This is a genomic window from Actinoplanes regularis (assembly GCF_900188005.1).
Taxonomy (GTDB): Bacteria; Actinomycetota; Actinomycetes; order Mycobacteriales; family Micromonosporaceae; genus Actinoplanes; species Actinoplanes regularis.
The window spans coordinates 89,973-116,646 of the sequence record NZ_FZNR01000023.1; the positions used below are offsets into that span (position 1 = coordinate 89,973).

Genomic DNA, 26,674 nt, shown 5'->3' on the forward strand with positions numbered 1-26,674 from the left:
CAACATGCGAGCTGCGTCGGGATCGATGTTCGGGTTGGCCTACGGGGATTCGCTGGGTAAGCCCACTGAATTCATGGACTACCCGGCGATCGTCTCCCGATACGGCCCCGGCGGCCCGCGACAGCTCCAGGGCGAACCGGCCCTGGTCACCGACGACACCCAGATGGCGCTCGCGGTCGGCGAGGCGCTGCTCGAGGTGCGCGACCCGACCCCGGAGCGGCTCGAGCCGGTGCTCCGCCGCCGCTTCCTGGCCTGGGCGTACAGCCCGGAGAACGATCGCGCGCCGGGCATGACCTGTCTGCGGGCGATCGGTGCGCTGGCCGAGGGCGGGCCGTGGACCGAGGCGACCCAGTCCGGCTCCAAGGGCTGCGGGGCGAACATGCGGGTCACCCCGGTCGGCCTGGTCCCCGGGCTGACCGACGACCAGCGTGCCGGCGTGGCTCAGCTGCAGGCCGGCCTGACCCACGGGCATCCGACCGGTCTCGCGGCGAGCGAGCTGACGGCGTACGCCGTCTTCTGGCTTCGCGGTGGTCTCGCGCCGGCGGACCTCCTCGCCGCCCTCCGCAACCGCTGCGACGAGCAGCGAAAAATCTACCGCGGGGAGTGGCTGGGCGACCTCTGGCGGCGGCCGATGATCGACTCGCCGGAGGAGTTCATCGGGCGGGGCTGGGACGAGTGCGCGGCCGCGCTGGACAAGGTCGCCGCGGGACTCGCGGCCGGCCGCTTCGAGGGCGACCCGTGCCTGGTCACCGGTGCGGGATGGATCGCCGAGGAGGCGCTGGCCAGCGCGCTCTACTGCTACCTGATCTCCCCGGAGGAGCCGGTCACCGTCCTCGGCCGGGCCGCGGCCTCCTCCGGCGACTCCGACTCGATCGCCTGCCTGGCCGGGGCCTTCGCGGGCGCCGCGCTCGGCCTGGGCGTTTGGCCGGGCGGCTGGCAGACCCAGATCGAATATGCGGACCGCTTGCTCAGGTTGGGTACTGCCTGGGATTGAGCAACGGGTTGAATGAGGTCATGCAGAACCTCCTTCCCGAGCCGCCGGCGACCCGACTGCCGGCTGACGCCGAAGCCGACCAGGCCCTGGCCGCCGCGGCGATCGCCGGTACCGACGAGGCGTACAAGGCGGTCGCGGCCAAGTACCCCGCCTACAGCGCGGCGTGGGCGCCACTGGCCGCGAACGCTCTCGCCGAAGGCGAGCCGGTGACCGCTTACGCCTACGCCCGCACCGGCTACCACCGCGGCCTCGACGCGCTGCGCCGCAACGGTTGGAAGGGCCACGGCCCGGTGCCCTGGTCGCACGAGGCCAACCAGGGCTTCCTCCGTTGCCTGCACGCGCTGTCGCAGGCGGCCGCCACCATCGGCGAGGCCGACGAGGCGGCTCGCTGCGCCCAGTTCCTCCGGGACAGCGACCCAGCCGCCGCCGACGCCCTGACCTGACGATGAGCCGGCCGGGGTCAGGCGTAGACCGCCCAGGCCCCGGCCTCGGTCCACCAGGACTTCTTACGGCTGGTCGAGCCGGCCACGCCGTCGTCGAGGAACTGCAGCTCACCCTCGCGGGGCAGGACCGACACGGCACGTCCGCTGGCGCGGCGCACCTCGATCCGTACCCGCGTGCCCTTGAAACGCTGTTTGACGATGATCGGGACCGCCACCGCGACCTCGACCCGGCCGTCCGCCGGGTTCCCCTCGGCCAGCAGCCGCAGCCCGTCGAACTCGGCGTAACCGCCACCGTTGCCGATCGCGCAGGCCAGGATGGGCTCCTCGCCCTCGGTGAGAACGCTGTCGTCCACCTCGACCCGGCCGCGCCACGGCACCGCCGCGCCCCGGTCGTCGGCGCCGCCGAGCAGCGCTCCGTCCAGGGTCACCGAGCCGCCGTCGTTGCGCAGCAGATCGAGGCGGCGCACCGCACCGGCGAGCACCGCCTTCGCCACCTCGTCCGGGGTGCGCGGCAGGCCCAGCTGGGCGGCGAGATCCGTGCTGTTCCCCGGGTCGAGCGGGAGGATCGCCAGCGGCGGCAGATCCGGCACGGTCCGGGTGGCCTCGAGATCCGAAGGGCGCTTGCTGGGCGGCGGCGCCCAGCGCCGGACCATCCGGCGCAGGACGGCGCGCAGCTGGCCGTCACTGGCGCTGGCCACCACCAGCCGGCGGTCGGCCGACAGCGAGGGCCAGGTCAGGCCGTCCGACCGGGCCGGCCCGTCGAACCGGGCCAGCACCGCGTCGATCTCCTGATCCGAATCGGCCACCACCGTCTCCACCTGCGCGCCGGCCTCGCGGAGTACGTCCGCGCAGGCCAGCACCGGGGTCCGCGGGGTGGCGCAGGCGGTGTTGCAGCCGCCGCACCCGGAACCGCACGAGTCGCCCGACCCCTCGGCCAGGCTGAGCAGCACGACCTCCATCAGGCGTCGCCAAGCACCGAGTGCCGCTCGATGACCGCCTCGCGGCCGGGGCCGACGCCGACGATCGAGATGCGCGCGCCGATCCGGGCCTCGACGAACTCGACGAAGGCCTGCGCCTCGGCCGGCAGGTCCTCGAACTTGCGGCAGCCGGAGATGTCCTGCTTCCAGCCGGGCAGCGTCTCGTAGATCGGCTTGGCGTGGTGGAAGTCGGTCTGGTTGATCGGCATCTCGTCGTGGCGGACGCCGTTCACGTCGTACGCCACGCAGACCGGGATCTCGTCCAGTCCGTCGTAGTTGTCCAGTTTGGTCAGCGCGAAGTCGGTGACCCCGTTGACCCGCTGCGCATACCGGCCGATCACCAGGTCCAGCCAGCCGATCCGACGCGGACGGCCGGTGGTGGTGCCGTACTCGTGGCCGACCTCACGCAGGTAGTCGCCCCACTTGTCGTGCAGCTCGGTGGGGAACGGGCCCTCGCCGACGCGGCTGGTGAACGCCTTGAGCACCGCGACGACCCGGTCGATCCGGGTGGGCGGGATGCCGGAGCCGGTGCAGGCGCCGCCGGCAGTCGCGTTCGAGCTGGTCACGAACGGGTAGGTGCCGTGGTCGACATCGAGCAGGGTGGCCTGGCCGGCCTCGCAGAGCACGACCTTGTCCCGGTCGATCGCCTGGGACAGCTCCAGGGCGGTGTCCGCCACGTACGGCCGGAGCCGGTCGACATAGGACAGCAGCTCCTGGACGACGTCCTCGGCCTTGACCGCGCTGCGGTTGTAGATCTTCGACAGCACCTGGTTCTTGTAGACCAGGGCGGCGGTCACCTTCTGCCGCAGGATCGACTCGTCGAAGAGGTCCTGCACCCGGATGCCGACCCGGTTCATCTTGTCGGCGTAGGTCGGGCCGATGCCCCGGCCGGTGGTGCCGATCCGGCGGGCGCCCAGGAACCGCTCGGAGACCTTGTCCAGCGAGCGGTTGTAGGACGCGATGACGTGCGCGTTCGCACTGATCCGCAGCCGGGAGGTGTCGATGCCGCGGGCCTCCAGGCCGTCGATCTCCTGGAACAGCACGTTCAGGTCGACGACGACACCATTGCCGATCACCGGTACGACGTTCGGGGAGAGGATTCCGCTCGGCAGCAGGTGGAGCGCGTACTTCTCGCCGTCGATGACGACGGTGTGGCCCGCGTTGTTGCCACCGTTGAACTTCACCACGTAGTCGAGCCGGTCACCCAGCAGATCCGTGGCTTTGCCCTTGCCCTCGTCGCCCCACTGGGCGCCGACCAACACGATCACCGGCACTGGAGTGTTGCCTTTCCCGAACAAGCAGGTCGTACCTGGAGGAGCCCGGGTACTGCCGAAGTTTACGCGACCGTGTCACCGGTAGGATGGGCCGTCGTGCGCGTACTTCTGATCGGCTCCGGTGGGCGCGAGCACGCGCTTGCCGTCGGGCTCGCCGCCGACCCGTCCGTCGACTTCCTGGCCTGTGCGCCCGGTAATCCGGGCATTGCCCAGGTCGCCGAGCTGCACGAGGTGAAAGCTGTCGATCCCGCGGCGGTCGCCGCGCTCGCCGTCGAGCTGAGCGCCGACCTGGTCGTGATCGGCCCGGAGGCCCCGCTGGTGGCCGGCGTCGCCGACGCGGTGCGCGCCAAGGGCATCGCCTGCTTCGGCCCGAGCGCCGCCGCCGCGCGGCTGGAGGGCTCGAAGGCGTTCGCCAACGAGGTCATGGCCGCCGCCGGGGTGCCGACCGCCCGCTCCTTCGCCTGCACCTCCGTCGCCGAGGCCGCCGCGGCCCTCGACGAGCTCGGGGCGCCCTACGTGGTGAAGAACGACGGCCTGGCCGCGGGCAAGGGCGTCGTGGTCACCGACGACCTCGACGAGGCGCTGATCCACGCGGAGGCGTGCGGCAAGGTCGTCATCGAGGAGTTCCTGCCCGGTCCCGAGGTCTCCCTCTTCGTGGTCACCGACGGGACGGCGGTGGCGCCACTGATGCCGGCGCAGGACTTCAAGCGGCTGCTCGACGGCGACGAGGGTCCGAACACCGGCGGCATGGGTGCCTACGCCCCGCTCGACTGGGCGCCGGCCGACCTGACCGAGCGGGTGCTCCGGGAGACCGTCGAGCCGACGCTCGCCGAGATGCGCAAGCGCGGGACGCCCTTCGCCGGCCTGCTCTACGTCGGCCTCGCGCTCACCCCGGACGGCCCCAAGGTCATCGAGTTCAACGCCCGCTTCGGCGACCCGGAGACCCAGGTCGTCCTGGCGCTGCTGGCCACGCCGCTGGCCGGCCTGCTCAACGCCGCGGCCACCGGCACGCTCGCCGATCACCCGCCGCTGACCTGGCACGAGGGTTCCGCGATCACGGTCGTCGTGGCCAGCCACAACTACCCCGGAGTCCCGCGCGTCGGTGACGTGATCACAGGAGCCGAGGTGCCCGGCGTCATCCACGCCGGCACCGCCCGCGACGCGGACGGCGCGCTGGTCTCCGCCGGCGGCCGGGTGCTCAGCGTGACCGCGACCGGCGCGGACCTGACGGCCGCCCGCGAGGCCGCGTACCGGCTGGTCGAGGGGGTCCGCCTGGACGGCGCCCAGTACCGCACCGACATCGCGCTCCGCGCCGTCGAGAAGAAGATCAAAATCTGAATCCCGCTCCGGTACGACCGATGGAGCTCCGTGGCCGGCCCTCGCGGGCCACGTCCCGTGCTGCTCTCGCGCGGCGCGGTCCCGGCGGCGTGGTCCCGGCGGCGCGGTGCGGCCGGAAGTGGGCAGCCGTGTCGCGCGAGATCGTCACGGGGCTTGGCCGGAGCCTGCCCAGGGGGCTCCATCGTTCGTACCGCAAAAGGGTGTGAGGCCGGGTCGCGTGAACCGCAACCGGACCGCACACCCTTTCCGCGCGGGCCCTGGATCCGAAAGACGGACCCGGACCCGAAGTCAGGCCTTGCGGGGGATCACGCCTTGGGCAGGTCGAAGAGCTTGGCGATGCTGGCGGCCAGGGCCAGGTCGCCCTTCGCCTTGATCTTGCCGGTCATGAACAGCATCATCGGGTTGCCGTCGCCCGCGACGACCTTGAGGAACGTGACCGCGTCCATGGTCATGGCCAGCTTCGGCTCGCGCGCCGGCTCGTTGGTGACGGTGCAGGCACCGTTCTCGATCACGGTCTCGTAGGTGTTCGAGGCGTCCGACCCGGTGATGATCCAGTGGATGACGGCCTGGGCGTCGCCGGCCTTCTCGGCGCGGAACAGCGAGGGCATCCGGTTGAAGACCTCGTCGAGGATCTTGCCGCGCGCGTCCGACGCCAGGGTCTCGGCGAGCTTCGCGTCCGGGGTGGACTTGACGAGCTGAGCGAACTCCTTCGGGCCGATCGAGGAGAGCGACTCGGTGTTGAATTCAGTCATCGGTGGACCTTTCGGAATGAGCATCGAACCTACTCGCCAGTAACGTTAGCGAGGATGCCGCCTTTTCGTGCAGTGTGCCACTCTCAAACAACTGTTGGACGGTCGACCCGCCCGTCGCCTAGGCTCCCCAATATGTCTTTGGGGGAAGCGGCACGAGGCGATCAGGCCGCCTTGCGGGCGCTGGCACATCCGGTCCGGCTGCGGATCCTCTCCCTGCTCACCGGTGCGTCGCTGACCGCCGCCGAGGTGGCCCGCGAGCTCGGCCTCACCCATGCGAACGCGAGCTACCACCTGCGCAATCTGCTCTCCAGCGAGCTGATCCAGACCGCCGGTGAGGAGCGGATCCGTGGCGGCCTGGCGAAGCGATACCGCTACGACCCGGCGAGCCGCTCCAGCCCGTTCACCCCGGAGCAGACCAGGTCGTTCTATCCGGCCGCGGCCGACGAACTGGCTCGGCGCGCCGCTGAGGGGCACCGGCCCGGCGGCGTCGGCGTGATGGGTGACGCCGAGGTCTGGGTCGACCCGGCCATCTGGCAGAGCGTCCGCGACCGAATAGCCGCCGCGTTGCACGATCTGCACGCGGCCGCCCGCCCGCCGGGCACCTCCGGGACGATTCGCACCAGCACGACGGTCGCCCTCTTCGAGATGGAACCCGGGTTCCACGGCCCGTCGAGGCCGTCGGGGTTCCACAACTCGGCGCCGATGGATCGAGGGCCGCGGTGAGCAGTTGGTCCGTGTTGCGCCGGCCGGCTTTCCGCCTGTTGATCGCCGGCCGCGCCGTGGACGCGTTCGGCAACGCGTTCGCCCCGATCGCACTCGCGTTCGCTGTCCTCGACCTCACCGGCTCGGCCCGTGACCTCGGCCTGGTCGTCGGCGCTCGCACCCTGCTCAACGTGCTCTTCCTGCTCTTCGGCGGCGTCCTCGCCGACCGGCTGCCGAAGAACCTGCTGATGGTCGGCTCGAACGTGGCCGCCGCGCTGACCCAGGTCGCGGTCGCGGCCCTGGTGCTCACCGGCACCGCGACGATCCCGTTGCTGATCATGCTGTCGGCGATCAACGGCGCGGTCGCCGCGGTGGCCATGCCGGCCAGCGCCGCGCTGGTGCCGCGCACCGTCGCCGCCCCGGACCGTCAGCAGGCCAACGCCATCAACCGGCTCTCCGTCACCAGCGCGGCGATCGTCGGCGCTCCGCTGGCCGGGGTGGTGGTCGCGGCGCTCGGCCCCGGCTGGGGCATCGCCGTCGACGCCGGGACGTTCGTGCTCTCCGCGCTCTGCTTCGCCCTGATCCGCCTGCCGAGCCAGGAGCGCCCGCCGGCTCGCGAGAGCGTCTTCACCGAGTTGCGCACCGGTTGGTCGGAGTTCCGCTCGCACACCTGGCTCTGGGTGGTCGTGGCCGGTGCCTGCGTGATGAACATGGCCTGGTCGGGCGGCACGCATGTGCTCGCCCCGGCCCTCGCCGACGTCACCATCGGCCGCCGGGCCTGGGGCCTGGTCCTGGCGGCCCAGACCGCCGGCATGATCGTCGGCGGCCTGGTGGCGATGCGCCTGCGGATCCGACGATTTCTGCGGTACGGCGTGATCGCCCTGATCGCGATGGCCGCACCCCTGATCGTTCTCGGTCTCCACCCGCAGGTCCTCCCGCTGGCCGCCGCCGCGTTCGCCGCCGGGGTCGCGCTGGAGCAGTTCGCCGTCGGCTGGGAGACGACGATGCAGGAGCACATCCCGCCGGACCGGCTCGCCCGCGTGTACTCGTACGACATGGTCGGTTCCTTCGTCGCCGTCCCGATCGGCGAGATGGCCGTCGGTCCGATCGCCGACCGGTTCGGTCTGCAACCCACCCTGCTCGGCGCGGCCGGGGTCCTGCTGGTCGCCGTCCTCGCGATGCTGAGCAGTTCGGACATCCGCACCCTGCGTCACCGGCTGCCGAGGACCGACCCGGAGCACATGGAAGAATCACTGTCGTGACCATCCCGAACGTGCTCGCCAGCCGCTATGCCTCCGCCGAACTCGTCACTCTCTGGTCTCCGGAGGAGAAGATCCGGATGGAGCGCCGGCTCTGGCTGGCCGTCCTGAAGGCCCAGCGGGACCTCGGCATCTCGGTGCCCGACGGCGCCGTCGAGGCGTACGAATCCGTTCTCGACCAGGTCGACCTGGCCTCGATCGCGGCCCGCGAGCGAGTCACCCGGCACGACGTGAAGGCGCGCATCGAGGAGTTCTCCGAGCTCGCCGGCTTCGAGCAGATCCACAAGGGGATGACCTCCCGCGACCTCACCGAGAACGTCGAGCAGCTGCAGATCCGGGCGTCGCTGGAGCTGATCCGGGACCGGGTGGTGGCCACCCTGGCCCGCCTCGCCGCGCTCGCCGTGGAGCACTCCGACCTGGTGATGACCGGCCGTTCACACAACGTCGCGGCCCAGGCCACCACGCTTGGCAAGCGGTTCGCCTCGGCGACCGAGGAGCTGTTGATCGCCCACGAGCGGCTGGACGACCTGATCGGCCGCTACCCGCTGCGCGGCCTCAAGGGCCCGGTCGGCACCGCCGCCGACCAGCTCGACCTTCTCGACGGTGACGAGGAGAAGCTCGCCCGGCTGGAGACGAAGGTGGCCGAGCACCTCGGCTTCGCCCGGGTGCTGAACAGCGTCGGTCAGGTCTACCCGCGCTCGCTCGACTTCGACGTGGTGTCCGCGCTGGCCCAGATCGTCGCCGCCCCGTCCTCGCTGGCCACCACGATCCGCCTGATGGTCGGCCAGGAGCTGGTCACCGAGGGCTTCAAGCCCGGCCAGGTGGGCTCGTCGGCGATGCCGCACAAGATGAACACCCGGTCGTCGGAGCGGGTCAACGGCCTGGCCGTGATCGTCCGCGGTTACCTGTCCATGGTCGGCGAGCTCGCCGGTGACCAGTGGAACGAGGGTGACGTCTCCTGCTCGGTGGTGCGCCGGGTCGCGCTGCCGGACGCGTTCTTCGCCGCCGACGGGCTGTTCCAGACCTTCCTCACCGTGCTGGACGAGTTCGGGGCGTACCCGGCCGTGATCGCTCGCGAGCTGGACCGCTTCCTGCCGTTCCTGACCACCACCAAGCTTCTGGTGGCGGCGGTGCGCAAGGACGTCGGCCGGGAGGTCGCGCACGAGGTGATCAAGGAGCACGCCGTCGCTGTGGCGCTGGCCATGCGGGAGAAGGGCGCGGCCGTGAACGATCTCTTCGACCGGCTCGCGACCGACGGCCGGTTGGGGCTGACCCGGGCGGAGATCGACACCCTGGTTGCCGACCGGGCCGCCTTCGTCGGCGCCGCGCCCGCTCAGGTGCGCGCGATCGCCGACCGGGTCGCGGAGATCGTGGCGCGGTACCCCTCGGCCGTCGGCTACACCCCCGCGCCGATCCTCTGAACTGCCCCAACGCCCGGCCGAGTCGGCCGCCTGACAGCGGTCGCCGGTTCGGCCGGAGGGTTGACCAGGTAGGCTCCTCCGTGCTTACACCTATCAGTCAGGAGTGCCCGTGGCTCGCGTCGTGGTCGACGTCATGCTCAAGCCGGAGATCCTGGATCCGCAAGGTCAGGCGGTAGCGAACGCGCTGCCCCGGCTCGGCGTCACCGATGTCTCCTCTGTCCGCATCGGCCGTCGGATCGAGATCGAATTCGATGGCGAACCCGATCTGGATCGGGCTCGCGAGATCGCCGACAAGCTGCTCGCCAACCCGGTGATCGAGGACTACACGATCCGGGTCGAGAGCGCGGCGGAGGTCGCCTGACCATGCGGATCGGTGTGGTCACCTTCCCCGGATCATTGGACGACGGGGACGCCGCCCGCGCCGCCCGGATCGCTGGAGCCGAGGCGGTCCGCCTCTGGCACGGCGACCCGGATCTGCACGGGGTCGACGCCGTGGTCCTGCCCGGCGGCTTCTCGTACGGCGACTATCTGCGTTGCGGCGCCATCGCGCGATTCGCTCCGGTCATGGAGTCGATCATCGATGCGGCCCGCGGCGGCCTGCCCGTGCTGGGCATCTGCAACGGTTTCCAGGTCCTCTGCGAGGCGCATCTGCTGCCCGGCGCGCTGACCCGGAACCAGCACCTGCACTTCCGTAACCGGGACCAGTGGCTCAAGGTCGAGGCGACGAACACCGCCTGGACCAACGGCTTCACCCCCGGCCAGGAGATTCTCATCCCGGTGAAGAACGGCGAGGGCTGCTTCGTCGCCGATCCGGCAACGCTCGACAAGCTCGAAGCCGAGGGCCGGGTGATCGCGCGCTACGTCCGCGGCAACCCGAACGGCTCGCAGCGCGACATCGCCGGGATCACCAACGAGGCCGGCAACGTCGTCGGCATCATGCCGCACCCGGAACACGCCGTGGAGGCGCTGACCGGTCCGTCGCTCGACGGCCTCGGCTTCTTCACCTCCGTCCTGCGGGCCCTGGCAGGGGCGGCCGCGGGTGGTCAGCTCGCAGGGGGACAGCAGTGACGACGCAGCAGGACAAATCCGGTTTCGCTGCGACCGACGTACTCGCCAACGAGTTCGAGGACGGGCCGGATACTGTCGCGAAGGCCGAGCAGTCTCCGGACGAGCTCCAGCCCTTCGCCGACCTGGGTCTCAAGGACGACGAGTACGCCAAGATCCGCGACATCCTCGGCCGCCGGCCCACCGCGTCCGAGCTGGCGATGTACTCGATCATGTGGAGTGAGCACTGCTCGTACAAGTCGAGCAAGGTGCACCTGCGTGAATTCGTCGCCAAGGTTCCGAAGAACACCCGGATGCTGGCCGGCATCGGCGAGAACGCGGGTGTCGTCCAGGTCTCCGACGACCTGGCGGTGACCTTCAAGGTCGAGTCGCATAACCACCCCAGCTACGTCGAGCCGTACCAGGGCGCGGCCACCGGCGTCGGCGGCATCGTCCGGGACATCCTGGCGATGGGTGCCCGTCCGATCGCGGTGATGGACCCGCTGCGCTTCGGCGCGGCCGACCACCCGGACACCGCCCGGGTGCTGCCCGGCGTGGTGGCCGGCATCGGCGGCTACGGCAACTGCCTGGGTCTGCCGAACATCGGCGGCGAGATCGTCTTCGACCCGTGTTACCAGGGCAACCCGCTGGTCAACGCGCTGAGCATCGGTGTTCTCCCGGTCGAGCGGCTGCAGAAGAAGGAGGCGACCGGCACCGGCAACATCGTCGTGCTCCTCGGCGCGCGCACCGGCCGGGACGGCATCGGCGGTGTCTCCGTGCTGGCGTCCGCCACCTTCGACGAGGAGGCCGAGCAGCGCCGCCCGTCGGTGCAGGTCGGCGACCCGTTCATGGAGAAGCTGCTGATCGAGAGCTGCCTGGAGCTGTACGACGCCGGCCTGGTCTCCGGCATCCAGGACCTCGGCGGCGCCGGCCTCACCTGTGCGCTCACCGAGACCGCCGCGGCGGCCGGCACCGGTATGCGGGTCTGGCTGGAGCGGGTTCCGCTGCGCGAGCCCTCGATGTCGCCGACCGAGATCCTGGCCAGCGAGTCGCAGGAGCGGATGCTCCTGATCGTCACGCCGGAGAACCTGGACGCGGTGCTCAAGGTCGCCGAGAAGTGGGGCGTCTGGGCCACCGCGATCGGCGAGGTCACCCCGGCGGGCGAGGACGGCACTCCCGGCCGCCTGCTGATCACCTGGAACGACCACGTCGTGGTGGACGTGCCGCCCGGCTCGCTCGCCGACGACGGTCCGATCTACGAGCGGCCGCTGCGTGAGCCGTCCGACCTGATCCTGCTGCAGGCGGATCGGGCGGAGACGCTGCCGCGCCCGTCGACCGGGGCCGAGCTGCGGGAGACCGTGCTGCGGATGATCGCGTCGCCGAACCTGTGCGACAAGACCTGGGTGACCGAGCAGTACGACCGGTACGTGCTCGGCAACACCGTCCTCGCCCAGCCGGAGGACTCCGGCGTGCTGCGGCTCGACGAGGAGACGAACCTCGGCGTGGCGCTCTCGGTGGACGGCAACGGCCGTTTCGCCCGCCTCGATCCGTACGAGGGCGCGAAGCTGGCGCTGGCCGAGGCGTACCGGAACGTCGTCGTCACCGGCGCCGAGCCGATCGCTGTCACCGACTGCCTGAACTTCGGCTCGCCCGAGGACCCGGCCGTGATGTGGCAGTTCGCCCGGGCCGTGCAGGGTCTGGCGGACGGCTGTCAGCAGCTGGGCACCCCGGTGACCGGCGGCAACGTCAGCTTCTACAACCAGACCGGCGCCGTGGCGATCCACCCGACCCCGGTGGTCGGCGTGATGGGTCTCTTCGCGGACGTCACCCAGCGCGTCCCGATGGGCTTCCCGGTGCCCGCCAAGGCCGGCGGCGACCTGCTCTTCCTGCTCGGCGAGACCCGGGCGGAGCTGTCCGGCTCGGAGTGGGCCTGGGTGACCCACAGCCACCTCGGTGGCCGTCCGCCCAAGGTCGACCTGGCGGCCGAGCAGGCGCTCGGCAAGGTGATGACCCGGGCGTCGCAGACCGGTCTGGTCAGCGCGGCGCACGACCTCTCCGACGGTGGCCTGGCTCAGGTGCTGGTGGAGAGCTGCCTGCGGTACGGCGTCGGCGCGAAGGTGACCTTCCCGGCGGAGGGCGAGTCGGCTTTCGTTCAGCTGTTCAGCGAGTCGGCGGGACGGGCCCTGGTGTCCGTGCCGCTCGGCCACGAGAAGGCGTTCGTCGCGCTGGCGGCCGAGTTCGGGGTTCCGTGCACGCAGATCGGTGTCACCTCCGAGGAGGCGACGCTGGACGTGGCGGACCAGTTCTCGATCCCGCTGGAGGAGCTTCGGGCGGCGTGGTCGGCGACCCTGCCCCGACTGTTCGGTGCTCCGGTTCTGGGCGGGCAGCCCGAGGCGGAGACCGCGGTCCGGTCGGTGACGCTGGAGCTGACCGAGCCGAAGCAGCAGCCGGGCGGTCCGATCGAGTCCTGATCGGACGAGTCAGCTGAGAAGAGCCGGTCGGGGATCTCCCCGGCCGGCTCTTTCAGGTTCAACGGGAACGAAAAGGCCCCGCACCGAAGCGCGGGGCCTTTTCTCAGATCAGATCATTGTTCCCAGTTGCGGCGGTTCGGGTCCTGCCCGTACGTCCCGCCGTGCTGGTCGTAGCCACCCTGCTGGTTGCCGTAGCCGTTGTTCTGCTCGTACCCAGCGGCCTGACCACCCTGACCACCCTGGCCACCCTGGCCACCCTGGCCGGCGTAGTTGCCGCCGTGCTGGTCGTAACCCTGGTTGTCGTAACCGCCCTGGTCGTAGCCGCCCTGAGCGCCGTAGCCGCCGCCCTGGTCGTAACCACCCTGGGCGCCGTAGCCGCCCTGCGGGCCGTATCCGTCACCGTTGTCGGGCTGGTTGCCCCAGCCGGCCTGGTTGCCCTGGTTGCCGTAGCCACCCTGGTCGTAGCCGCCCTGAGCGCCGTAACCGCCCTGGTCGTAACCACCCTGGGCGCCGTAACCGCCCTGGTCGTCATACCCGGTGCTGTTCGGCTGGTACATGTTGGTCTGCTCGTCGTACCGCTGCTGACCGTTGTCGTAACCGCCGGCCTGGCCGCCCTGACCACCCTGGCCGCCGTAGACGCTGGTCGCACCGCCGTAGTTGCCACCGGCGCCCTGGTCGGCCCACTGGCCGTTGCCCGCCCCGACGAAGCCGCCCTGCGGCGGGATCGGAGCGCCGTACGGGTCGGGGAACTCGTCCTCGACCGGCGGCCGGTGGATCATCGTCGGCGCGTCACCCAGCCCGCTGGCGCTCATTCCGGCTCCGGCGACCATCGTGGCGTCCTGCCCACGGCCGGCGCCCACCGGCGCGGCCACCCGGGTGGCGTCGGCGCCGCCGAATCGGCCGGGGCCGGCCGGGCCGCCGGTCGGGCCGCCGAATCCGGCACCGGTGTCCGAGTCGTCGTTGCCGGCGGCGTTCCTGCGGCGCATCCAGACCATGACCATCACGCCGATACCACCGGCGACCAGCAGACCGCCCATGAGGATCATCATCCAGGAGGTGCTGCCGCTCTCCGCGGAGGTCTTATCGGTGGCTGCCTGCGTGTTCGTCTCGTTGGTCTCGTCGGTGGTCTCTTCGTCGGTGGGCTCTTCCTCGGTCGCTGCCGCGCTGACCGAGGCGGTGGGCGACGCGCTCGCCGAGGCGGACGGGGTGGTCGCGGCCTTGAGCGTGATCGGAGCGTTGACGGTCTTGTCCGCGCGGCCGGTGACGCTGGTCTCGGCGCCGGTGTAGCCGTCGAGCACCGCGGCGACCGTGATCTTGCCCACCGCGATCGGAGCGGAGTCCGACGAGGTGAAGGAGTAGAGGCCGGCGCCGTTCGTGGTGGTGCTGTACTGATGCCCCTGGCTGTCGCTCATGGCGACCCGGGCGCCGCTGAGGGCCTTGCCCGAACCGTCCTTGACCTTGCCGGAGACCTGCCGCACGTTCGTCGGGGCCGCAGGACCGTTGACCGTGATGGTCACTTTGTCCCTGACGTTGTCTCCGGCATCCACGGTGACTTCGACCTTTTGGTTCGCGCCTGCCGCGACATTCGGCATTCTGACCACCGCGGAGCCCTTGACGTTGGTGGCCCCGGCGGGGACTTTCAGGGGGTCGCACTGCACGCATTCGGCGCTGCCCGGGGAGATCTGGACGGTGATGTCCTTACCGTCCTGGCCGGGCTCCGTGGGGTTACTAACCGTGTATGAAACGGTTACTCTGTCACCGGAGTTGGCGGTGTCCTGCGCGCCGGCCTCCAGGCTGGGGGCTGCCAGGGCAGCCGTCTGCACGCCAGTCACCAGACCAACGACCAGGGCCAGGAACGCACCGGCCTGAACAGCCCGGCCTCGTAGGTGCGTCGTCACGTCCACCGCCTTCCGTGTCGCGTCCTGGCGGTTCCTTGCCCGTCAGATCTCCCACGACTTGTACGCCGTCGGCAACTATGCCTTGTCACACGCCTTTTGCGCGACCCAGGGGAGTGTGCCGTTGTCGGCGAACCGCGTCGTATCGTCCCGACATGTCGTCTGAGCACAGCAAATTCGAAGCGGTCTCCGAGGCATTGGACACGCTGGACCGGGGTGTCGAACCCGACCGGGCAGTGCTGCGTGACGCGGTCCGAGCGCTGCTGACCGAGTTGTCCCGACGCACCCCTGGCCGTTCGGTGGAGGTGCGGATTCCACCTTTCGGTGCGATTCAGTGCGTCCCCGGTCCGCGGCACACCCGCGGCACACCGCCCAATGTGGTCGAAACGGACCCGATGACCTGGCTGCTCGTGGCCACCGGCCGCATTGAATGGGACGAGGCGGTTCGTGACGGACGTCTCCGGGCCAGCGGAATCCGTACCGATCTGAGCGACTACCTGCCGCTGACCCCGGAATGAGCCCGGTTCGGGTGGCTCCGGGCTCGCGTACACTTGGCGATCGGAGCGATCGGAGTTCAGGCAGACCAGCGGTTCCGGTTTGGCAGGCCAGCGGTTCGGCTTGAGCAGTGGCTCAGGTCGGGTGGTCGCGGGTCGATCAGCGGGTGCGAACTGGTCGGCGCTTCGAGCAGTTCGTGCGGATCCGACATGAGGGAGCGAGCAGGTGCCCCGAGGCGACGGCCTACTGACCGACGATCTCGACCCCCAGGAACGCGGCCCCCAGGACGCCTGCGGCGTCTTCGGTGTCTGGGCCCCCGAGGAAGAGGTCGCCAAACTCACGTACTTCGGGCTCTACGCTCTGCAGCACCGCGGCCAGGAGGCCGCCGGCATTGCGGTGAGCGACGGTTCCGGGGTCGTGGTCTACAAGGACGTCGGCCTGGTCTCGCAGGTGTTCGACGAGCCGACGCTGGCCAGCCTCCGCGGCCACCTGGCGATCGGCCACGCGCGGTACTCGACGACCGGTGGTTCGAACTGGGAGAACGCGCAGCCCACGATCCGGGCCACCACGGCCGGCACGACCATCGCGCTGGCCCACAACGGCAACCTGGTGAACACCGCCGAGCTGGCCAAGGAGGTCGCTGACCGCGGCCTCGACGTGGGGGACTCCACGTCCGACACGGCCCTGGTCACCGCGCTGCTGGCGGGCCGCCCCGACCTCTCCGTCGAGGCCGCGGCCCTGGAGGTGCTGCCGACCCTGCGCGGCGCCTTCAGCTTCGTCTTCATGGACGAGCACACGCTCTACGCGGCGCGGGACGCTCAGGGTGTCCGCCCGCTGGTCCTCGGCCGGATGGAGCGTGGCTGGGTGGTCGCCAGCGAGACGGCCGCCCTGGACATCACCGGCGCCAGCTTCGTCCGTGAGGTCGAGCCCGGCGAGATCATCGCGATCGACGAGCACGGCCTGCGGTCCTCGCGGTTCGCCGCGCCGGAGCCCAAGGGCTGCCTCTTCGAGTACGTGTACCTGGCCCGCCCGGACACCACGATCGCCGGCCGCAACATCTACGCCGCGCGGGTCGAGGTCGGCCGCAAGCTGGCCAAGGAGCACCCGGTCGAGGCCGACCTGGTGATCGGTGTCCCGGAGTCCGGCATCCCCGCCGCCATCGGTTACGCCGAGGCCTCCGGCATCCCGTACAGCGCCGGCTTCATGAAGAACGCGTACGTCGGCCGCACCTTCATCCAGCCCTCGCAGACCATCCGCCAGCTCGGCATCCGGCTCAAGCTGAACCCGTTGCGCGAGGTGGTCCGGGGCAAGCGGATCGTCGTGATCGACGACTCGATCGTGCGGGGCAACACCCAGCGTGCCCAGATCCGGATGCTGCGTGAGGCCGGCGCCCTGGAGGTGCACGTCCGGATCTCCTCGCCGCCGGTGAAGTGGCCGTGCTTCTACGGCATCGACTTCGCGACCCGCGCCGAGTTGATCGCCAACGGCCTGGAGATCGACGGGATTCGCCGCTCGATCGGTGCCGACAGCCTGGGCTACGTCTCGCTGGACAACCTGGTGCAGGCCACCGAGCAGCCGAAGACCCGGCTCTGCATGGCCTGCTTCGACGGGGAGTACCCGATCGAGCTGCCGGCCGCCGACCTGATCGGCAAGCACGTGCTGGAAGGCGTCGGCCGCCGAGCCGGCATGCCGGGCGCCTCGGGGCAGGCGGCCGAGGCCGCCGTCACCGAGTTCGAGGCCGGTTACGAGGTCCGCGAGCAGGCAGACGATCATGCGGCACCGGAGCCGTTGGTCGCCAGCCCGGGCGGCGCGAACGCGCTGCACCATCCGTGACTTTTCCACATTTTGCAGAACCGCTAAGGGGAGAACCGTGACGCACGTGTCCGAGCGCAGTGCCGGATCGAACGGCGCTGAGGGCGGCGATCGACAGCCGTGGACGGCGGGCGCCGGCCGTGGGCCGCGCAAGCGCTCCGCGACGTACGCGGCGGCGGGTGTCTCGATCGACGCCGGCGACCGGGCCGTCGAGCTTCTCAAGGCCAAGGTCAAGAAGACCACCCGGCCCGAGGTGATGGGTGACCTGGGCGGCTTCTCCGGCCTGTTCCGGCTCAACACCGCGAAGTACAAGAGCCCGATCCTGGCCTCGTCCACCGACGGCGTCGGCACCAAGCTGGTGATCGCCCAGCAGCTCGACATCCACGACACGATCGGCATCGACCTGGTCGCCATGGTCGTCGACGACCTGGTGGCCTGTGGCGCCGAGCCGCTGTTCCTGCTCGACTACATCGCCTGCGGAGAGGTCGTGCCGGACAAGATCGCCGAGATCGGCGCGGGCATCGCCGACGGCTGCCGGTACGCCGGTTGTGCTCTGCTCGGTGGCGAGACCGCCGAGCACCCGGGCGTCCTGCGCCCGGATGAGTACGACGTCTCGGCCACCGGCGTCGGCGTCGTCGAGGAGAGCGAGATCCTCGGCCAGGACCGGGTCGAGGTGGGTGACGCGGTGATCGCGATGCGCTCCTCCGGCCTGCACTCGAACGGTTACTCGCTGGTCCGGCACGTCCTGCTGGGCGCCGGCCGGATGCGTTTGGACACCGTGGTCGACGACTTCGGCACCTCGCGCACCCTGGGCGAGGAGCTCCTCACCCCCACCAAGATCTACGCCAAGGACTGCCTGGGCCTGATCGAGGAGACCGACGTCCGGGCGTTCTCGCACATCACCGGTGGCGGCATCCCCGGCAACCTGAACCGGGTGCTGCCTCCGACGATGGACGCAGTGGTGGACCGGTCCACCTGGCGCCCGCAGCCGATCTTCGACCTGATCCAGGCCAAGGGCCGGATCGAGGACTCGGAGATGGAGGCCACCTTCAACATGGGCGTCGGCATGTTCGCGGTCGTCTCCTCCGACGACGCGGACCGCGCGATGGCCTACCTGGCCGGCCGCGGTGTCGAGGCCTGGCAGGTCGGCGAGGTCCTGGAGGGCACCGGGCAGGTGCAGATGATGGGCTCGTACACCCGGGGCTGACAGCGCGTGACGGTTGCTGTGACCTCGTTGTGAGATCACTGGCCGCCGGATCGTGAGTCTGGTTCGCTGTAGACCGAACGTGAAATGATCCGTGTGTGCTGATGTCCGGCACATACGGATCTTTCGCATGAGTGGTGGACCGCGGGACCTAGCCTGGCCGTGTGTCACTGGCCAGGACGGGAGGTGCGCGATGGCGGACGCGTGGAGCGGGATGCGGGGCATCTCGGCGGAACCCGGTTACGTCGTCATGCAGCCGACTACTCTCTGCAACCTAGCCTGTAACTACTGTTACCTGCCGTTCCGGCGGGAGAACCGGAAGATGCCGGTAGCCGTCGCCGAGGCGGTGGCCACCGAGATCGCCGACTTCGCCCGGTCCGGTCGGTTCTCCGTGGTGTGGCACGGCGGGGAGCCGCTCGCCGCGGGGGCGGACCATCTGGCCGCCCTCTTCGCTCCGTTCGGCGCGGGCGTGGAGCACCATGTTCAGACGAATGCCACGCTGATCGACGATGCCTGGTGCGAGTTCTTCGCGGCCCACGATGTCCGCGTCAGCGTGAGCGTGGACGGCCCGCGCGGCCGCAACAGCGACCGGGTGGACCGTGCCGGCAAGCCGGCCTATGACCTGATCGCGAAGGGGATCGGCGCGCTGCGACGGCACGGGATCCCGTTCTCCACCCTCTGTGTGGTCTCCGATCCGCGACCGGGCGTGGCCACCGAGCTCTACGAGTTCTTCCTCGGCCTGGGCTGCGACGTGCTCGGCATCAATGTGGAGGAGCAGGAGGGCGTGAACCTCCGACTGAATCGTTATGATCCGGTCGCGGTGAGTGCGTTCTGGGCCGAGCTGGTCGGCGCCTGGCGTAGGACTCCCCGGATTCACCTGCGGGAGGTGGAGTGGTCGCTGCGGTATGTCGCCGCGGTCCTCGACGGCACCGCCGACAGCCTGCTGCCCCGGCGGCTGGACCCGATCCCGACCATCGCCCAGGACGGCTCGGTGGTGCTGCTCTCGCCCGAGCTGGCCGGCTTCCACGATCCCCGATACGGCGACTTCAGCAGCGGCAACGTGCTCACCACCCCGCTGCGGAAGATCCTCGCGAGCGCGGCGGAGACGCCGTGGATCGGTGAGTTCCTGCGGGGGATCGAGGCGTGCCGGCAGAGCTGCCCGTACTTCGGTTTCTGTGGCGGCGCCCATGCGGCCAACCGCTACTTCGAACACGGCAGGTTCGACGTCACCGAGACGAACCACTGCCGGAACAGCAAGATTCGCCTACTGGAGGGAGTGCTCGACCATGCCCGAGACCACGAGGCCACGGCTGTCTGACGGCGTGGAGATGGATCCGGTGACGGCACGGGTGCACGACACCCGAAACGGGTTGGCCACGCTGATCGCGGAAGCGGAGGAGGCCCGCCGGCAGCGCGCCGAGGAGGCGCCACGCGATGGCGGCTCGGCGGTCTGCGCCTGGAACCACTTCGAGAACATTCCTACGTTCTACAACTGGAACAACCGCCCGCGCTGAGCGCAGGTGGTTGAAGCCCACGCGGGCTACCCCGCGTGGGCTTCATTGCAACTGTAGGAAGGTGACCGCGACACGCCGGAGCACGCGGTCACGCCTCGTGCTCTGTGCGATGCGGATCAGCGCCTTGTCGGCGACCAGGTATCCCGGTCGTCTTCCGCGTCGTCGTCATCCTCATCATCATCGACGAACTCGTCGTTGTCGTCGTCGAAGTGATGATTCGACTTACCGGCACCCGCCAGTTCGCGCTGCAAGGCGGTGAGGTCGGTGTTCGGGGAGTGGTACTTCAACTCCCGCGCCACCTTCGTCTGCTTGGCCTTAGCACGGCCGCGCCCCATGGCTCGACCCCCTCGCACAGAATTCGGGGCAGCCCGAAGGCGGGCCCCGATGACGTCAGGCATCTCTCGTGGGTCTTACGGTACATGGACGATGCCGCGTTCGGCACCTCGGGTTGCGTGTGACACTGCCGCGCGTCGCGGTTCTCCTTCCTCCACGCCGCGCGGCAGGCCATGAACCGGTCTAGTTCAGGTAAATCGAACGCAGTCGGCCGACCTCGGCCATCCGGCGCTCGGCGAGCCGGTCGGCGGCCACGGCGGGCGGCACGCCCTCGTCGCCGGCGAGCTGGAGGATCCGGCGGGTGGTTTCGAAGATGCCGGTCGCCCGGAGCTTCGCGCGGTCGAAGTTGAAGCCCTCGATCTCGTCCGCAACCTGGATCACGCCACCGGCGTTGACCACGTAGTCCGGCGTGTAGAGGATGCCGCGGTCGTCCAGCAGCTTGCCGATGCCCGGGTGGGCGAGCTGGTTGTTGGCCGCGCCGGTGACCACCTTGGCGCGCAGCAGCGGGACCGTGTCGTCGTTCAGCGCGCCGCCCAGGGCGCACGGCGCGTACACGTCCAGGTCCGAGGCGATCAGGGCCTGGTTGTCCGGCACCAGGTTGACCTCCGGGTAGGTGGTGCTGGCCCACTCCAGGGCGGCCGGGCTGACATCGGTGGCGACCACCGTGGCGCCGTCCTCGACCAGGTGGCCGACGAGGTACTTGCCGACCTTGCCGAGGCCGGCGATGCCCACCGTGCGGCCGGTCAGCGTCGGGCTGCCCCAGGTGTGCTCGGCGGCCGCTCGCATGCCCTGGTAGACGCCCCAGGCGGTGAGCACCGACGAGTCCCCGGCGCCGCCGTGCTCGACGCTGCGGCCGGTGACGTAGCGCGTCTCACGGGCGATCACGTCCATGTCCGGCACGTAGGTGCCGACGTCACAGGCGGTGTAGTAGCGGCCGCGCAGGGTCTCGACGAATCGGCCGTACGCCCGCAGGAGCGCCTCGGACTTGGTCGTGGCCGGGTCGCCCCAGATCACCGCCTTGCCGCCGCCGAGGTCGAGGCCGGCCAGCGCGTTCTTGTACGCCATCCCGCGGGACAGCTTGAGTACATCGGCGAGAGCGGCTTCCTCGCTCTCGTACGGGTAGAACCGTGTGCCGCCGAGCGCCGGCCCGAGGGCCGTCGAGTAGATCCCGATGATCGCTTTCAGACCGGAGACCCGGTCCTGGCAGAAAACGACCTGTTCGTGTCCGGAGGCGTCGTTGCCGTCGGTTTCGAACACACCCATCGTTGCTCTCCTGACTCTTCTGTGCGGGCCTTCGTGGGGCCCCGGGCCCGGCGGGGTAGGCCGGACAAAGCGAGCCTAGCTGTGTGAGTGGCACATCGATTACGCCCGCGCGGGAAGTTCCACCCGGCCGGATCTGTGAAACGATCGCGCCGTGCCGTCACTGTTCGCGTCGTACCTACGGATTTACGAGCCGCTGACCGCCTTCGACCGGGACCGTCAGGTCTTCTGGCGTCGTTACGCCAAGGAGGGCCGCGACCTGGGCCTGATCGAAGGCCCGGCGAAGCAGCGCACCGCCGTGCTGGAGGCCCTCGGGGCGGGTTGGACCCGGCTGCCCGACCTGCCCGACGAGGCGTATGTGCTGGAGTGGGAGAACTCCCTGCTGATCTGCCCCTGGAACCTGCGCCTGCGGGTCGCCGAGGCCGCCCTGAACGCCCGGGACGGCGTTCCAGCCGTGCTGGCCGACGCGTTCGTACCGCCGGTGCTGGCCGGACAGGCCAAGGCAGTCGTGGAGGACTGGCGCAGCGGCGCCAAGGTGCTGGAGCAGGGCGTGCCCCGGGTGCACGAGCAGATCGCCACCTGGGGGGTGCCGCTGCGCTGGTTCGCCTTCGTCGACCTGGAGGAGCGGGAGATCTCGCTGACCGGCCGGCGGCGTGGGCTGCGCTACCGCACCGAGATCTCCAAGGCCCGCCGGCGGGCGCATCGGGCGGTCTCGGTGCTGCGCAAGTCGCTCGGCGACGCACCGATCACCGAGGCGGTCGAGGAGGGTGCCCGGTGGTTGGAGGAGTTCCATCCCCGATCGGTGGTCGAGTTGGATTACGGGGGGCTGGTAAACCTCCTTCCGGAGGACAAACTGACCGGTGACGACTCCCCGGGTCTGGTGGCCGCCGGCCTGTCGGCGCTGTCCCGTGGTGACGCCGACGCGGCCAGCGAGGCTTACGAGAAGTTGGTCGCCAGATGGCGGGTCGTCCAGCTTCTGGAGCGGTGCAACTGACCTGCGGAAACGGGACAGACCGGGAAGTTTCTCCGCCCGTGGAAGCGCTCCCGAAGCGAACACTCTTCGTGATCGCCGACCGACGAAGCGTGATAATCGGACTAAACGAGACACTATCTGGCGTAGAAAACACGTAAAAATCGGGCATGCTTCATCCGTCTATCTGGGGACGTTCGTCCGTTCGGCCCATGTCGGACATCGGGGACTAGCCGGACCATGAGAGACGCACCGGCCGGCGGGACCCCGGCCGATGTTTTTAGGTACCTGTGGAGGAGTGACCGATGGCATCGCGTACGCACGATCCTGAGCCGCTACTAACGCCGGCCGAGGTGGCGTCGATGTTCCGAGTCGACCCGAAAACCGTCACCCGGTGGGCGAAGGCGGGCAAGCTCAGCGCTATTCGCACGTTGGGCGGCCACCGTCGCTACCGGGAGTCGGAGGTTCGCGCCCTGCTGCAGGGGCAGATTCCCACGCAGCGTCAGGGTGACTGACCGGTTCGACCTAGATCGTTGTAAGGGGCGTGCGCTGGGGAAGGCGTATCGCCCCTTCTTCGTTTCTTAGATCAACGAGCCGGGTCGGGGCAGGATACGAGGAATGATCCCGAATCGCCCTGTGCCGTTGTGAGCAGGACATACTTCCCCGAGCCGAGTTGCTCCCGCGCGGCCGTGCCAGAAGAGTAGTGGCCATGGAGCAGCCGACGATCGGCGACGCCTTTGGCGAAATGATCAGGGACGCGTACGCGGTCCGGACCGGCATCGGCCCGCGCCCGCTGGCCGGCGGCCGCCTGCCACGGCCGGTGATCGAAGTGATCGAACGGGACGACGGCCTGATCAACGGCGCGCCCGCCGATCACTATCTGGACGAGCCGGAGTCCTGGCAGCCACACGACCACCGGGCCCTGCGCCTGTGCCGCGGGCACGTGCTGGACATCGGGGTGGGCGCCGCCCGGATCGCGCTGGAACTGCAGCGTCGCGGCATGGCGGTCACCGGCCTGGACACCTCACCCGGCGCGATCGAGGTGGCACGTAAGCGCGGCCTGCGCGACACCGTCCTGAGCACCGTGGACGGGTATGCCCGGGCCCGCGCCCGGTACGACACGTTCCTGCTGCTCGGCAACAATCTGGGCCTGCTGGAGGGCCCGGCGCGCGCGCCGGTCTTCCTGGAGGCGCTGGCCCGGCTGGCGAACCCGGGCGCGCGGATCCTGGCGCAGGGCGCCGACCCGTACGGGACCAAGGACCCGGTGCACGTGAGCTATCACCAGCGGAACCGGGCCCGTGGGCGCCTCGGCGGGCAGCTACGGCTGCGACTGCGCTACCGGCTGGTGGCCAGCGAGTGGTTCGACTACCTGAACTGCTCGGTGGACGAGTTGGAGGAACTGCTCAAGGGCACCGGGTGGCGGCTGAAATCGATCGACCACAAGGACCGTCCGTACTACCTTGCGGTCATGGAGCAAGACCTTTGACCGAACTCACCCGCGACCAGGTCCGCCTCAGCCGGCGGATGTCCCTGGTGCTGCGACACCGGCCCGAGGTGGCCGGTCTGAACCTGGACGCGAACGGCTGGGTGCCGGTCGCCGACTTCCTGACCGCCCTGGGGATCAGCCGCGCCGAGCTGGACCGGGTGGTGGCGTACAACGACAAGTCCCGCTTCGCGGTGGCCGTCGGCGACGACGGCGTGGAGCGAATCCGGGCCAGCCAGGGCCACTCCCGCCGGGTCGCGGTGGACCTGGACCTGCCGCCCGTCACGCCGCCGGAGATTCTCTACCACGGCACCCCGCGGGAGAACGCCGAATCGATCCTGCGGTCCGGATTGCGGCCACGGAGCCGGCATCACGTGCACCTCTCCGCCGATGTGGCGACCGCTCTGGTGGTGGGCCGGCGCCGCTCGGCCGATGTCGTGGTGTTCGCGGTGGCGGCGGGGGTGATGGCCACCGAGGGGCACGTCTTTCATCGCAGTGCCAACGGGGTCTGGCTGACCTCGGCGGTGTCGCCCGCACATCTTTCGGTAAAACGGACAAATCCGTAATCTTCCAGGCTGATCGTCCATCCACTGTGGTCGCAGACCCAGATTTCGGGACATCGCCGCGCTGCTCTCGTTAGCGTGGACGAATGGGGACGGTCACGCGGCGTCATCTCACCGATCTCCCCAGCACACCCGGACTGCTCAGTGCGCTCCTCCTGGCCGTCTTCCTGGCGGCACTCTCCTTCGGCCTGCCGGCGCTCGACCGCGCCGTCTCGGCCCAGCGGGCGGTGCGGGCCGGTGAGCCGTACCGGGTCGGTGCCGGGGTCGTCGTGGTGCCCCCGGCCGGCGCGACGCTGGACGTCACGGGAACCCGGCCGGGTGAGGACCGTGGCACCGCGCTGTTCCGGCTCGGCCCGGTCCGGTACGCGATCACCGTCCAACCCTTCTCCGGCGATCTGACCCAGGCCGCCGTCCGCCTTCGCCAGCGGATCACCGGCACCGCCGGATATCAGGTGACCGGCACCCAGCTCGCGGTCTCCACCGCCGGGGGGCTGGCCGGCCTCCAGGGCGGCTACACGGCCGGCGACCGGGGCGGCCGGTACGCGGTCTTCGTCGCGCACGGACTGACCATCGAAGTCACGGTCAGCGGCGCCGACCTCGACCTGGGCCGCACCCTGCCGGCCATCGACACGAGCACCAAGACGCTGCGCTACGAGGGGTCATGAGCGAGCTTGCGAGCGAATCAATCAGCTCAGTTGTTGTGGCTCATGTCGACGCCGGAGCGCAGCGGAGGTGGCGCCGTGAGCGAGCTTGCGAGCGAATCAATCAGCTCAGTTGTTGTGGCTCATGTCGACGCCGGAGCGCAGCGGAGGTGGCGGCATGAGCGAGCTTGCGAGCGAATCGGTGAATGAACCGGTGCGTCCCGGGACCACCCGGCCGATCGCCCTGACCCGGCTACCCGCGTTCTGGGTGGTGCTCGTGCTGCTGGCCGCCGGTGCGGTCCGGATGTCACAGATCCTGGCGAAGTTCCTCCAGACCTACCCGATCGCCACGATCACCGCGCTGGGACTGTTCGGGCTGCTCGCCGTACCGTTCTGGTTCTTCGTCCAGGAGCTCGACTTCCTGGAGCGGGAACCGGCCGCCCTGCTCGTGGTGGCGTTCGCCTGGGGTGGCCTGGTGGCCACCAGCGTCTCGATCCCGGGCAGCACGGCCCTGGAGAACCTGATCGCCAAGCTCGGCTCACCCGGCCTGGCCGCGGAGTGGGGCGCCGCCCTGGCCGGGCCGACGGTCGAGGAGATCGCCAAGACGCTCGGCGTGGTGGCGATCGTGGTGATCGCCCGCTCGCAGGTGAACAGCGTGCTGGACGGCGTGGTCTACGGCTCGCTGGTCGGCCTGGGCTTCCAGATCGTCGAGGACATCGTCTTCGCGATCGGGGCGGTCGCGCTGGCCGGGCAGGGCGACGACGTGCGGCCGGTGGTCACCACGTTCCTGGTCCGCGGTTTCCTGGCCGGCGTCTGGAGCCACACGCTGTTCGGCGCGCTGGCCGGGGCCGGCATCGGCTATCTGGTCGTCAGCGTCGATCGCAGCTGGTGGCGCCGGATCGCGATGGCCGCCCTCGCGCTCTTCGGCGCCTGGGCCTCGCACGTGCTGTGGAACTCGCCGCTGTTCCGTGACGGGTTGGGCAACGGCGCGGTGGCGTTGCTCGCCGTCCTGGTCTTCAAGGGCCTGCCGCCACTGCTGCTGATCCTCTACCTGGTGCGCCGCGCGCACGACCGGGAGGCCGAGTACTACGTCGCGCGGCTCGCCGGCCTGGACGACCCCGAGGTGATCACCGAGGGCGAGATGCGTGCGCTGGGTTCCGGTTCCCGCCGGGCCGCGGCCCGGCGGCACGCCGCCGACCAGGCGGGAAACAAGGCCCGAGCTACGGTACGACGTCTGCAGCGCGCCCAGGCCCGGCTGGCGGTCGAGCTCAGCCGGGCTCCGGAGCACGCGGAACAACACCATTGCGAGGTACGCGAACATCGCGCCACCCTGAAAGCGCTGGGTCACCCGGAAGCGGTCGAGGGCGCCCACTCCTGGCGCCACACCGCCTCCTCGATCGGCACCGCGGCGGTGGCGATCGCCGTGCTCTGGGTCGCGCTCTCCGCCCTGGGCGGGGCTTAGCTCCGGCTCAGTTGACGGTCGGCGGCAGCCCGCCGTCGCCGTCGACGATCGCGTCCGGCGTGCCGTCCTCGTCGAGATCCACCATCGTCACGTCGACCTTGCCGTCGCCGTCGGTGTCGAACTGGAACAGGTCCGGCTTGCCGTCGCCGTCGGTGTCCGACACCCAGACGTCGGTCCGCCCATCGCCGTTGGCGTCGCTGGTGATCAGGTCGACGCGGTGGTCTCCCCGGGTCTCCACGATCTCCTGCGGCTCGCTCATATCGTCTCCTCTGACGGGGGTCGCCGGGATGTACCGATCTTTACGAATCCCGGCACTGTCCGGATGGATCATCCGGCACATCAATACCCCGCGCACGCAAGCGTCACT

Annotated in this window: 27 protein-coding genes; 20 read left to right on the forward strand and 7 right to left on the reverse strand. The window is 70.1% G+C overall.

Features of this window, described 5'->3' with window-relative positions; genetic code table 11:
- Positions 1 to 4 precede the first annotated feature (4 nt).
- Together CHC09_RS37340 and CHC09_RS37345 are read left to right on the forward strand one after the other, a co-directional pair.
- The gene (locus tag CHC09_RS37340) at positions 5 to 994 is read left to right on the forward strand and encodes an ADP-ribosylglycohydrolase family protein (RefSeq protein WP_089297992.1); all 990 of its coding nucleotides are present in this window, start codon (positions 5 to 7) and stop codon (positions 992 to 994) included.
- Between the two features lie 20 nt (positions 995 to 1,014).
- Positions 1,015 to 1,437 carry a DUF3151 domain-containing protein gene (locus CHC09_RS37345; protein WP_089297993.1) on the forward strand — a complete coding sequence of 141 codons (423 nt, stop codon included), beginning with the start codon at positions 1,015 to 1,017 and terminating at the stop codon, positions 1,435 to 1,437.
- 17 nt (positions 1,438 to 1,454) lie between these two features.
- Here CHC09_RS37345 and CHC09_RS37350 read toward each other — a convergent pair whose 3' ends face one another.
- Positions 1,455 to 2,399 (reverse strand): diacylglycerol kinase family protein, encoded by a 945-nt coding sequence (locus tag CHC09_RS37350; RefSeq protein WP_239138907.1) that lies wholly within the window; start codon positions 2,397 to 2,399, stop codon positions 1,455 to 1,457.
- Positions 2,396 to 3,688 carry an adenylosuccinate synthase gene (locus CHC09_RS37355; RefSeq protein WP_089297995.1) on the reverse strand — a complete coding sequence of 431 codons (1,293 nt, stop codon included), beginning with the start codon at positions 3,686 to 3,688 and terminating at the stop codon, positions 2,396 to 2,398. The genes CHC09_RS37350 and CHC09_RS37355 overlap by 4 nt, the downstream gene beginning before the upstream one ends.
- A gap of 96 nt (positions 3,689 to 3,784) precedes the next feature.
- Here CHC09_RS37355 and purD point away from each other — a divergent pair, with 96 nt between their 5' ends.
- The gene (gene purD, locus CHC09_RS37360; RefSeq protein ID WP_089297996.1) at positions 3,785 to 5,026 is read left to right on the forward strand and encodes a phosphoribosylamine--glycine ligase; all 1,242 of its coding nucleotides are present in this window, start codon (positions 3,785 to 3,787) and stop codon (positions 5,024 to 5,026) included.
- A gap of 305 nt (positions 5,027 to 5,331) precedes the next feature.
- Here the strand turns inward: purD and CHC09_RS37365 are convergent, their stop codons facing one another.
- On the reverse strand, positions 5,332 to 5,778 hold the full coding sequence (locus CHC09_RS37365) for an SCP2 sterol-binding domain-containing protein (RefSeq protein WP_089297997.1): 447 nt from the start codon (positions 5,776 to 5,778) through the stop codon (positions 5,332 to 5,334).
- Positions 5,779 to 5,910: 132 nt separating this feature from the next.
- On the opposite strand from CHC09_RS37365, the gene CHC09_RS37370 reads away from it, so the two are divergent.
- The 6 genes from CHC09_RS37370 (at position 5,911) to purL (ending at position 12,675) form a co-directional block, all read left to right on the forward strand.
- Positions 5,911 to 6,501, forward strand: coding sequence for an ArsR/SmtB family transcription factor (locus CHC09_RS37370; RefSeq protein WP_089297998.1), 591 nt, complete (start codon positions 5,911 to 5,913; stop codon positions 6,499 to 6,501).
- A complete protein-coding gene (locus CHC09_RS37375; protein WP_089297999.1) occupies positions 6,498 to 7,742 on the forward strand; it encodes an MFS transporter in 1,245 nt (414 codons plus the stop codon). Before CHC09_RS37370 ends, CHC09_RS37375 begins: the two co-directional genes overlap by 4 nt.
- Positions 7,739 to 9,160, forward strand: coding sequence for an adenylosuccinate lyase (gene purB / locus CHC09_RS37380; RefSeq protein WP_089298000.1), 1,422 nt, complete (start codon positions 7,739 to 7,741; stop codon positions 9,158 to 9,160). Before CHC09_RS37375 ends, purB begins: the two co-directional genes overlap by 4 nt.
- A gap of 109 nt (positions 9,161 to 9,269) precedes the next feature.
- Positions 9,270 to 9,521 carry a phosphoribosylformylglycinamidine synthase subunit PurS gene (gene purS, locus CHC09_RS37385; RefSeq protein ID WP_089298001.1) on the forward strand — a complete coding sequence of 84 codons (252 nt, stop codon included), beginning with the start codon at positions 9,270 to 9,272 and terminating at the stop codon, positions 9,519 to 9,521.
- On the forward strand, positions 9,518 to 10,228 hold the full coding sequence (purQ, locus tag CHC09_RS37390) for a phosphoribosylformylglycinamidine synthase subunit PurQ (protein WP_089298002.1): 711 nt from the start codon (positions 9,518 to 9,520) through the stop codon (positions 10,226 to 10,228). The genes purS and purQ overlap by 4 nt, the downstream gene beginning before the upstream one ends.
- Complete coding sequence (purL, locus tag CHC09_RS37395) at positions 10,225 to 12,675, forward strand: phosphoribosylformylglycinamidine synthase subunit PurL (RefSeq protein ID WP_089298003.1); 2,451 nt, start codon at positions 10,225 to 10,227, stop codon at positions 12,673 to 12,675. The genes purQ and purL overlap by 4 nt, the downstream gene beginning before the upstream one ends.
- A 113-nt stretch (positions 12,676 to 12,788) precedes the next feature.
- Here the strand turns inward: purL and CHC09_RS37400 are convergent, their stop codons facing one another.
- Positions 12,789 to 14,573 carry a carboxypeptidase-like regulatory domain-containing protein gene (locus CHC09_RS37400; protein WP_179277442.1) on the reverse strand — a complete coding sequence of 595 codons (1,785 nt, stop codon included), beginning with the start codon at positions 14,571 to 14,573 and terminating at the stop codon, positions 12,789 to 12,791.
- A gap of 152 nt (positions 14,574 to 14,725) precedes the next feature.
- Between CHC09_RS37400 and CHC09_RS37405 the strand changes: the two genes are divergently transcribed.
- The 5 genes from CHC09_RS37405 to amcA all read left to right on the forward strand — a co-directional run bounded on the left by CHC09_RS37405 (position 14,726) and on the right by amcA (position 19,595).
- Entirely contained in the window at positions 14,726 to 15,088 is a 363-nt protein-coding gene (locus CHC09_RS37405; protein WP_179277443.1) for a sterol carrier family protein, read from the forward strand.
- 202 nt (positions 15,089 to 15,290) lie between these two features.
- A complete protein-coding gene (purF, locus tag CHC09_RS37410; protein WP_089298005.1) occupies positions 15,291 to 16,898 on the forward strand; it encodes an amidophosphoribosyltransferase in 1,608 nt (535 codons plus the stop codon).
- Between the two features lie 37 nt (positions 16,899 to 16,935).
- Positions 16,936 to 18,084, forward strand: coding sequence for a phosphoribosylformylglycinamidine cyclo-ligase (purM, locus tag CHC09_RS37415; RefSeq protein ID WP_089298006.1), 1,149 nt, complete (start codon positions 16,936 to 16,938; stop codon positions 18,082 to 18,084).
- A 211-nt stretch (positions 18,085 to 18,295) separates the two neighbouring features.
- Positions 18,296 to 19,399, forward strand: coding sequence for a cyclophane-forming radical SAM peptide maturase AmcB (gene amcB, locus CHC09_RS37420; protein ID WP_285558089.1), 1,104 nt, complete (start codon positions 18,296 to 18,298; stop codon positions 19,397 to 19,399).
- Positions 19,368 to 19,595: a multiple cyclophane-containing RiPP AmcA gene (gene amcA / locus CHC09_RS37425; protein ID WP_089298008.1), complete on the forward strand. Its 228-nt coding sequence runs from the start codon at positions 19,368 to 19,370 to the stop codon at positions 19,593 to 19,595. The genes amcB and amcA overlap by 32 nt, the downstream gene beginning before the upstream one ends.
- A gap of 116 nt (positions 19,596 to 19,711) precedes the next feature.
- Here amcA and CHC09_RS37430 read toward each other — a convergent pair whose 3' ends face one another.
- Positions 19,712 to 19,930 (reverse strand): DUF3073 domain-containing protein, encoded by a 219-nt coding sequence (locus tag CHC09_RS37430; protein WP_089298009.1) that lies wholly within the window; start codon positions 19,928 to 19,930, stop codon positions 19,712 to 19,714.
- Between the two features lie 181 nt (positions 19,931 to 20,111).
- Positions 20,112 to 21,191: a Glu/Leu/Phe/Val family dehydrogenase gene (locus CHC09_RS37435; RefSeq protein ID WP_089298010.1), complete on the reverse strand. Its 1,080-nt coding sequence runs from the start codon at positions 21,189 to 21,191 to the stop codon at positions 20,112 to 20,114.
- A 151-nt stretch (positions 21,192 to 21,342) separates the two neighbouring features.
- On the opposite strand from CHC09_RS37435, the gene CHC09_RS37440 reads away from it, so the two are divergent.
- The 6 genes from CHC09_RS37440 to CHC09_RS37465 all read left to right on the forward strand — a co-directional run bounded on the left by CHC09_RS37440 (position 21,343) and on the right by CHC09_RS37465 (position 26,307).
- On the forward strand, positions 21,343 to 22,182 hold the full coding sequence (locus tag CHC09_RS37440) for a DUF8083 family protein (RefSeq protein WP_089298011.1): 840 nt from the start codon (positions 21,343 to 21,345) through the stop codon (positions 22,180 to 22,182).
- Between the two features lie 281 nt (positions 22,183 to 22,463).
- Entirely contained in the window at positions 22,464 to 22,673 is a 210-nt protein-coding gene (locus CHC09_RS37445; RefSeq protein WP_014687221.1) for a BldC family transcriptional regulator, read from the forward strand.
- Positions 22,674 to 22,867: 194 nt separating this feature from the next.
- The gene (locus CHC09_RS37450; RefSeq protein WP_089298038.1) at positions 22,868 to 23,644 is read left to right on the forward strand and encodes a class I SAM-dependent methyltransferase; all 777 of its coding nucleotides are present in this window, start codon (positions 22,868 to 22,870) and stop codon (positions 23,642 to 23,644) included.
- Positions 23,641 to 24,207: an RNA 2'-phosphotransferase gene (locus CHC09_RS37455; protein WP_089298012.1), complete on the forward strand. Its 567-nt coding sequence runs from the start codon at positions 23,641 to 23,643 to the stop codon at positions 24,205 to 24,207. The genes CHC09_RS37450 and CHC09_RS37455 overlap by 4 nt, the downstream gene beginning before the upstream one ends.
- Before the next feature lie 83 nt (positions 24,208 to 24,290).
- Positions 24,291 to 24,869 carry a hypothetical protein gene (locus tag CHC09_RS37460; RefSeq protein WP_089298013.1) on the forward strand — a complete coding sequence of 193 codons (579 nt, stop codon included), beginning with the start codon at positions 24,291 to 24,293 and terminating at the stop codon, positions 24,867 to 24,869.
- A gap of 154 nt (positions 24,870 to 25,023) precedes the next feature.
- Positions 25,024 to 26,307, forward strand: coding sequence for a PrsW family intramembrane metalloprotease (locus tag CHC09_RS37465; protein ID WP_244911626.1), 1,284 nt, complete (start codon positions 25,024 to 25,026; stop codon positions 26,305 to 26,307).
- A gap of 7 nt (positions 26,308 to 26,314) precedes the next feature.
- Here CHC09_RS37465 and CHC09_RS37470 read toward each other — a convergent pair whose 3' ends face one another.
- Positions 26,315 to 26,566 (reverse strand): hypothetical protein, encoded by a 252-nt coding sequence (locus CHC09_RS37470; RefSeq protein WP_089298014.1) that lies wholly within the window; start codon positions 26,564 to 26,566, stop codon positions 26,315 to 26,317.
- Between the last annotated feature and the right edge of the window lie 108 nt (positions 26,567 to 26,674).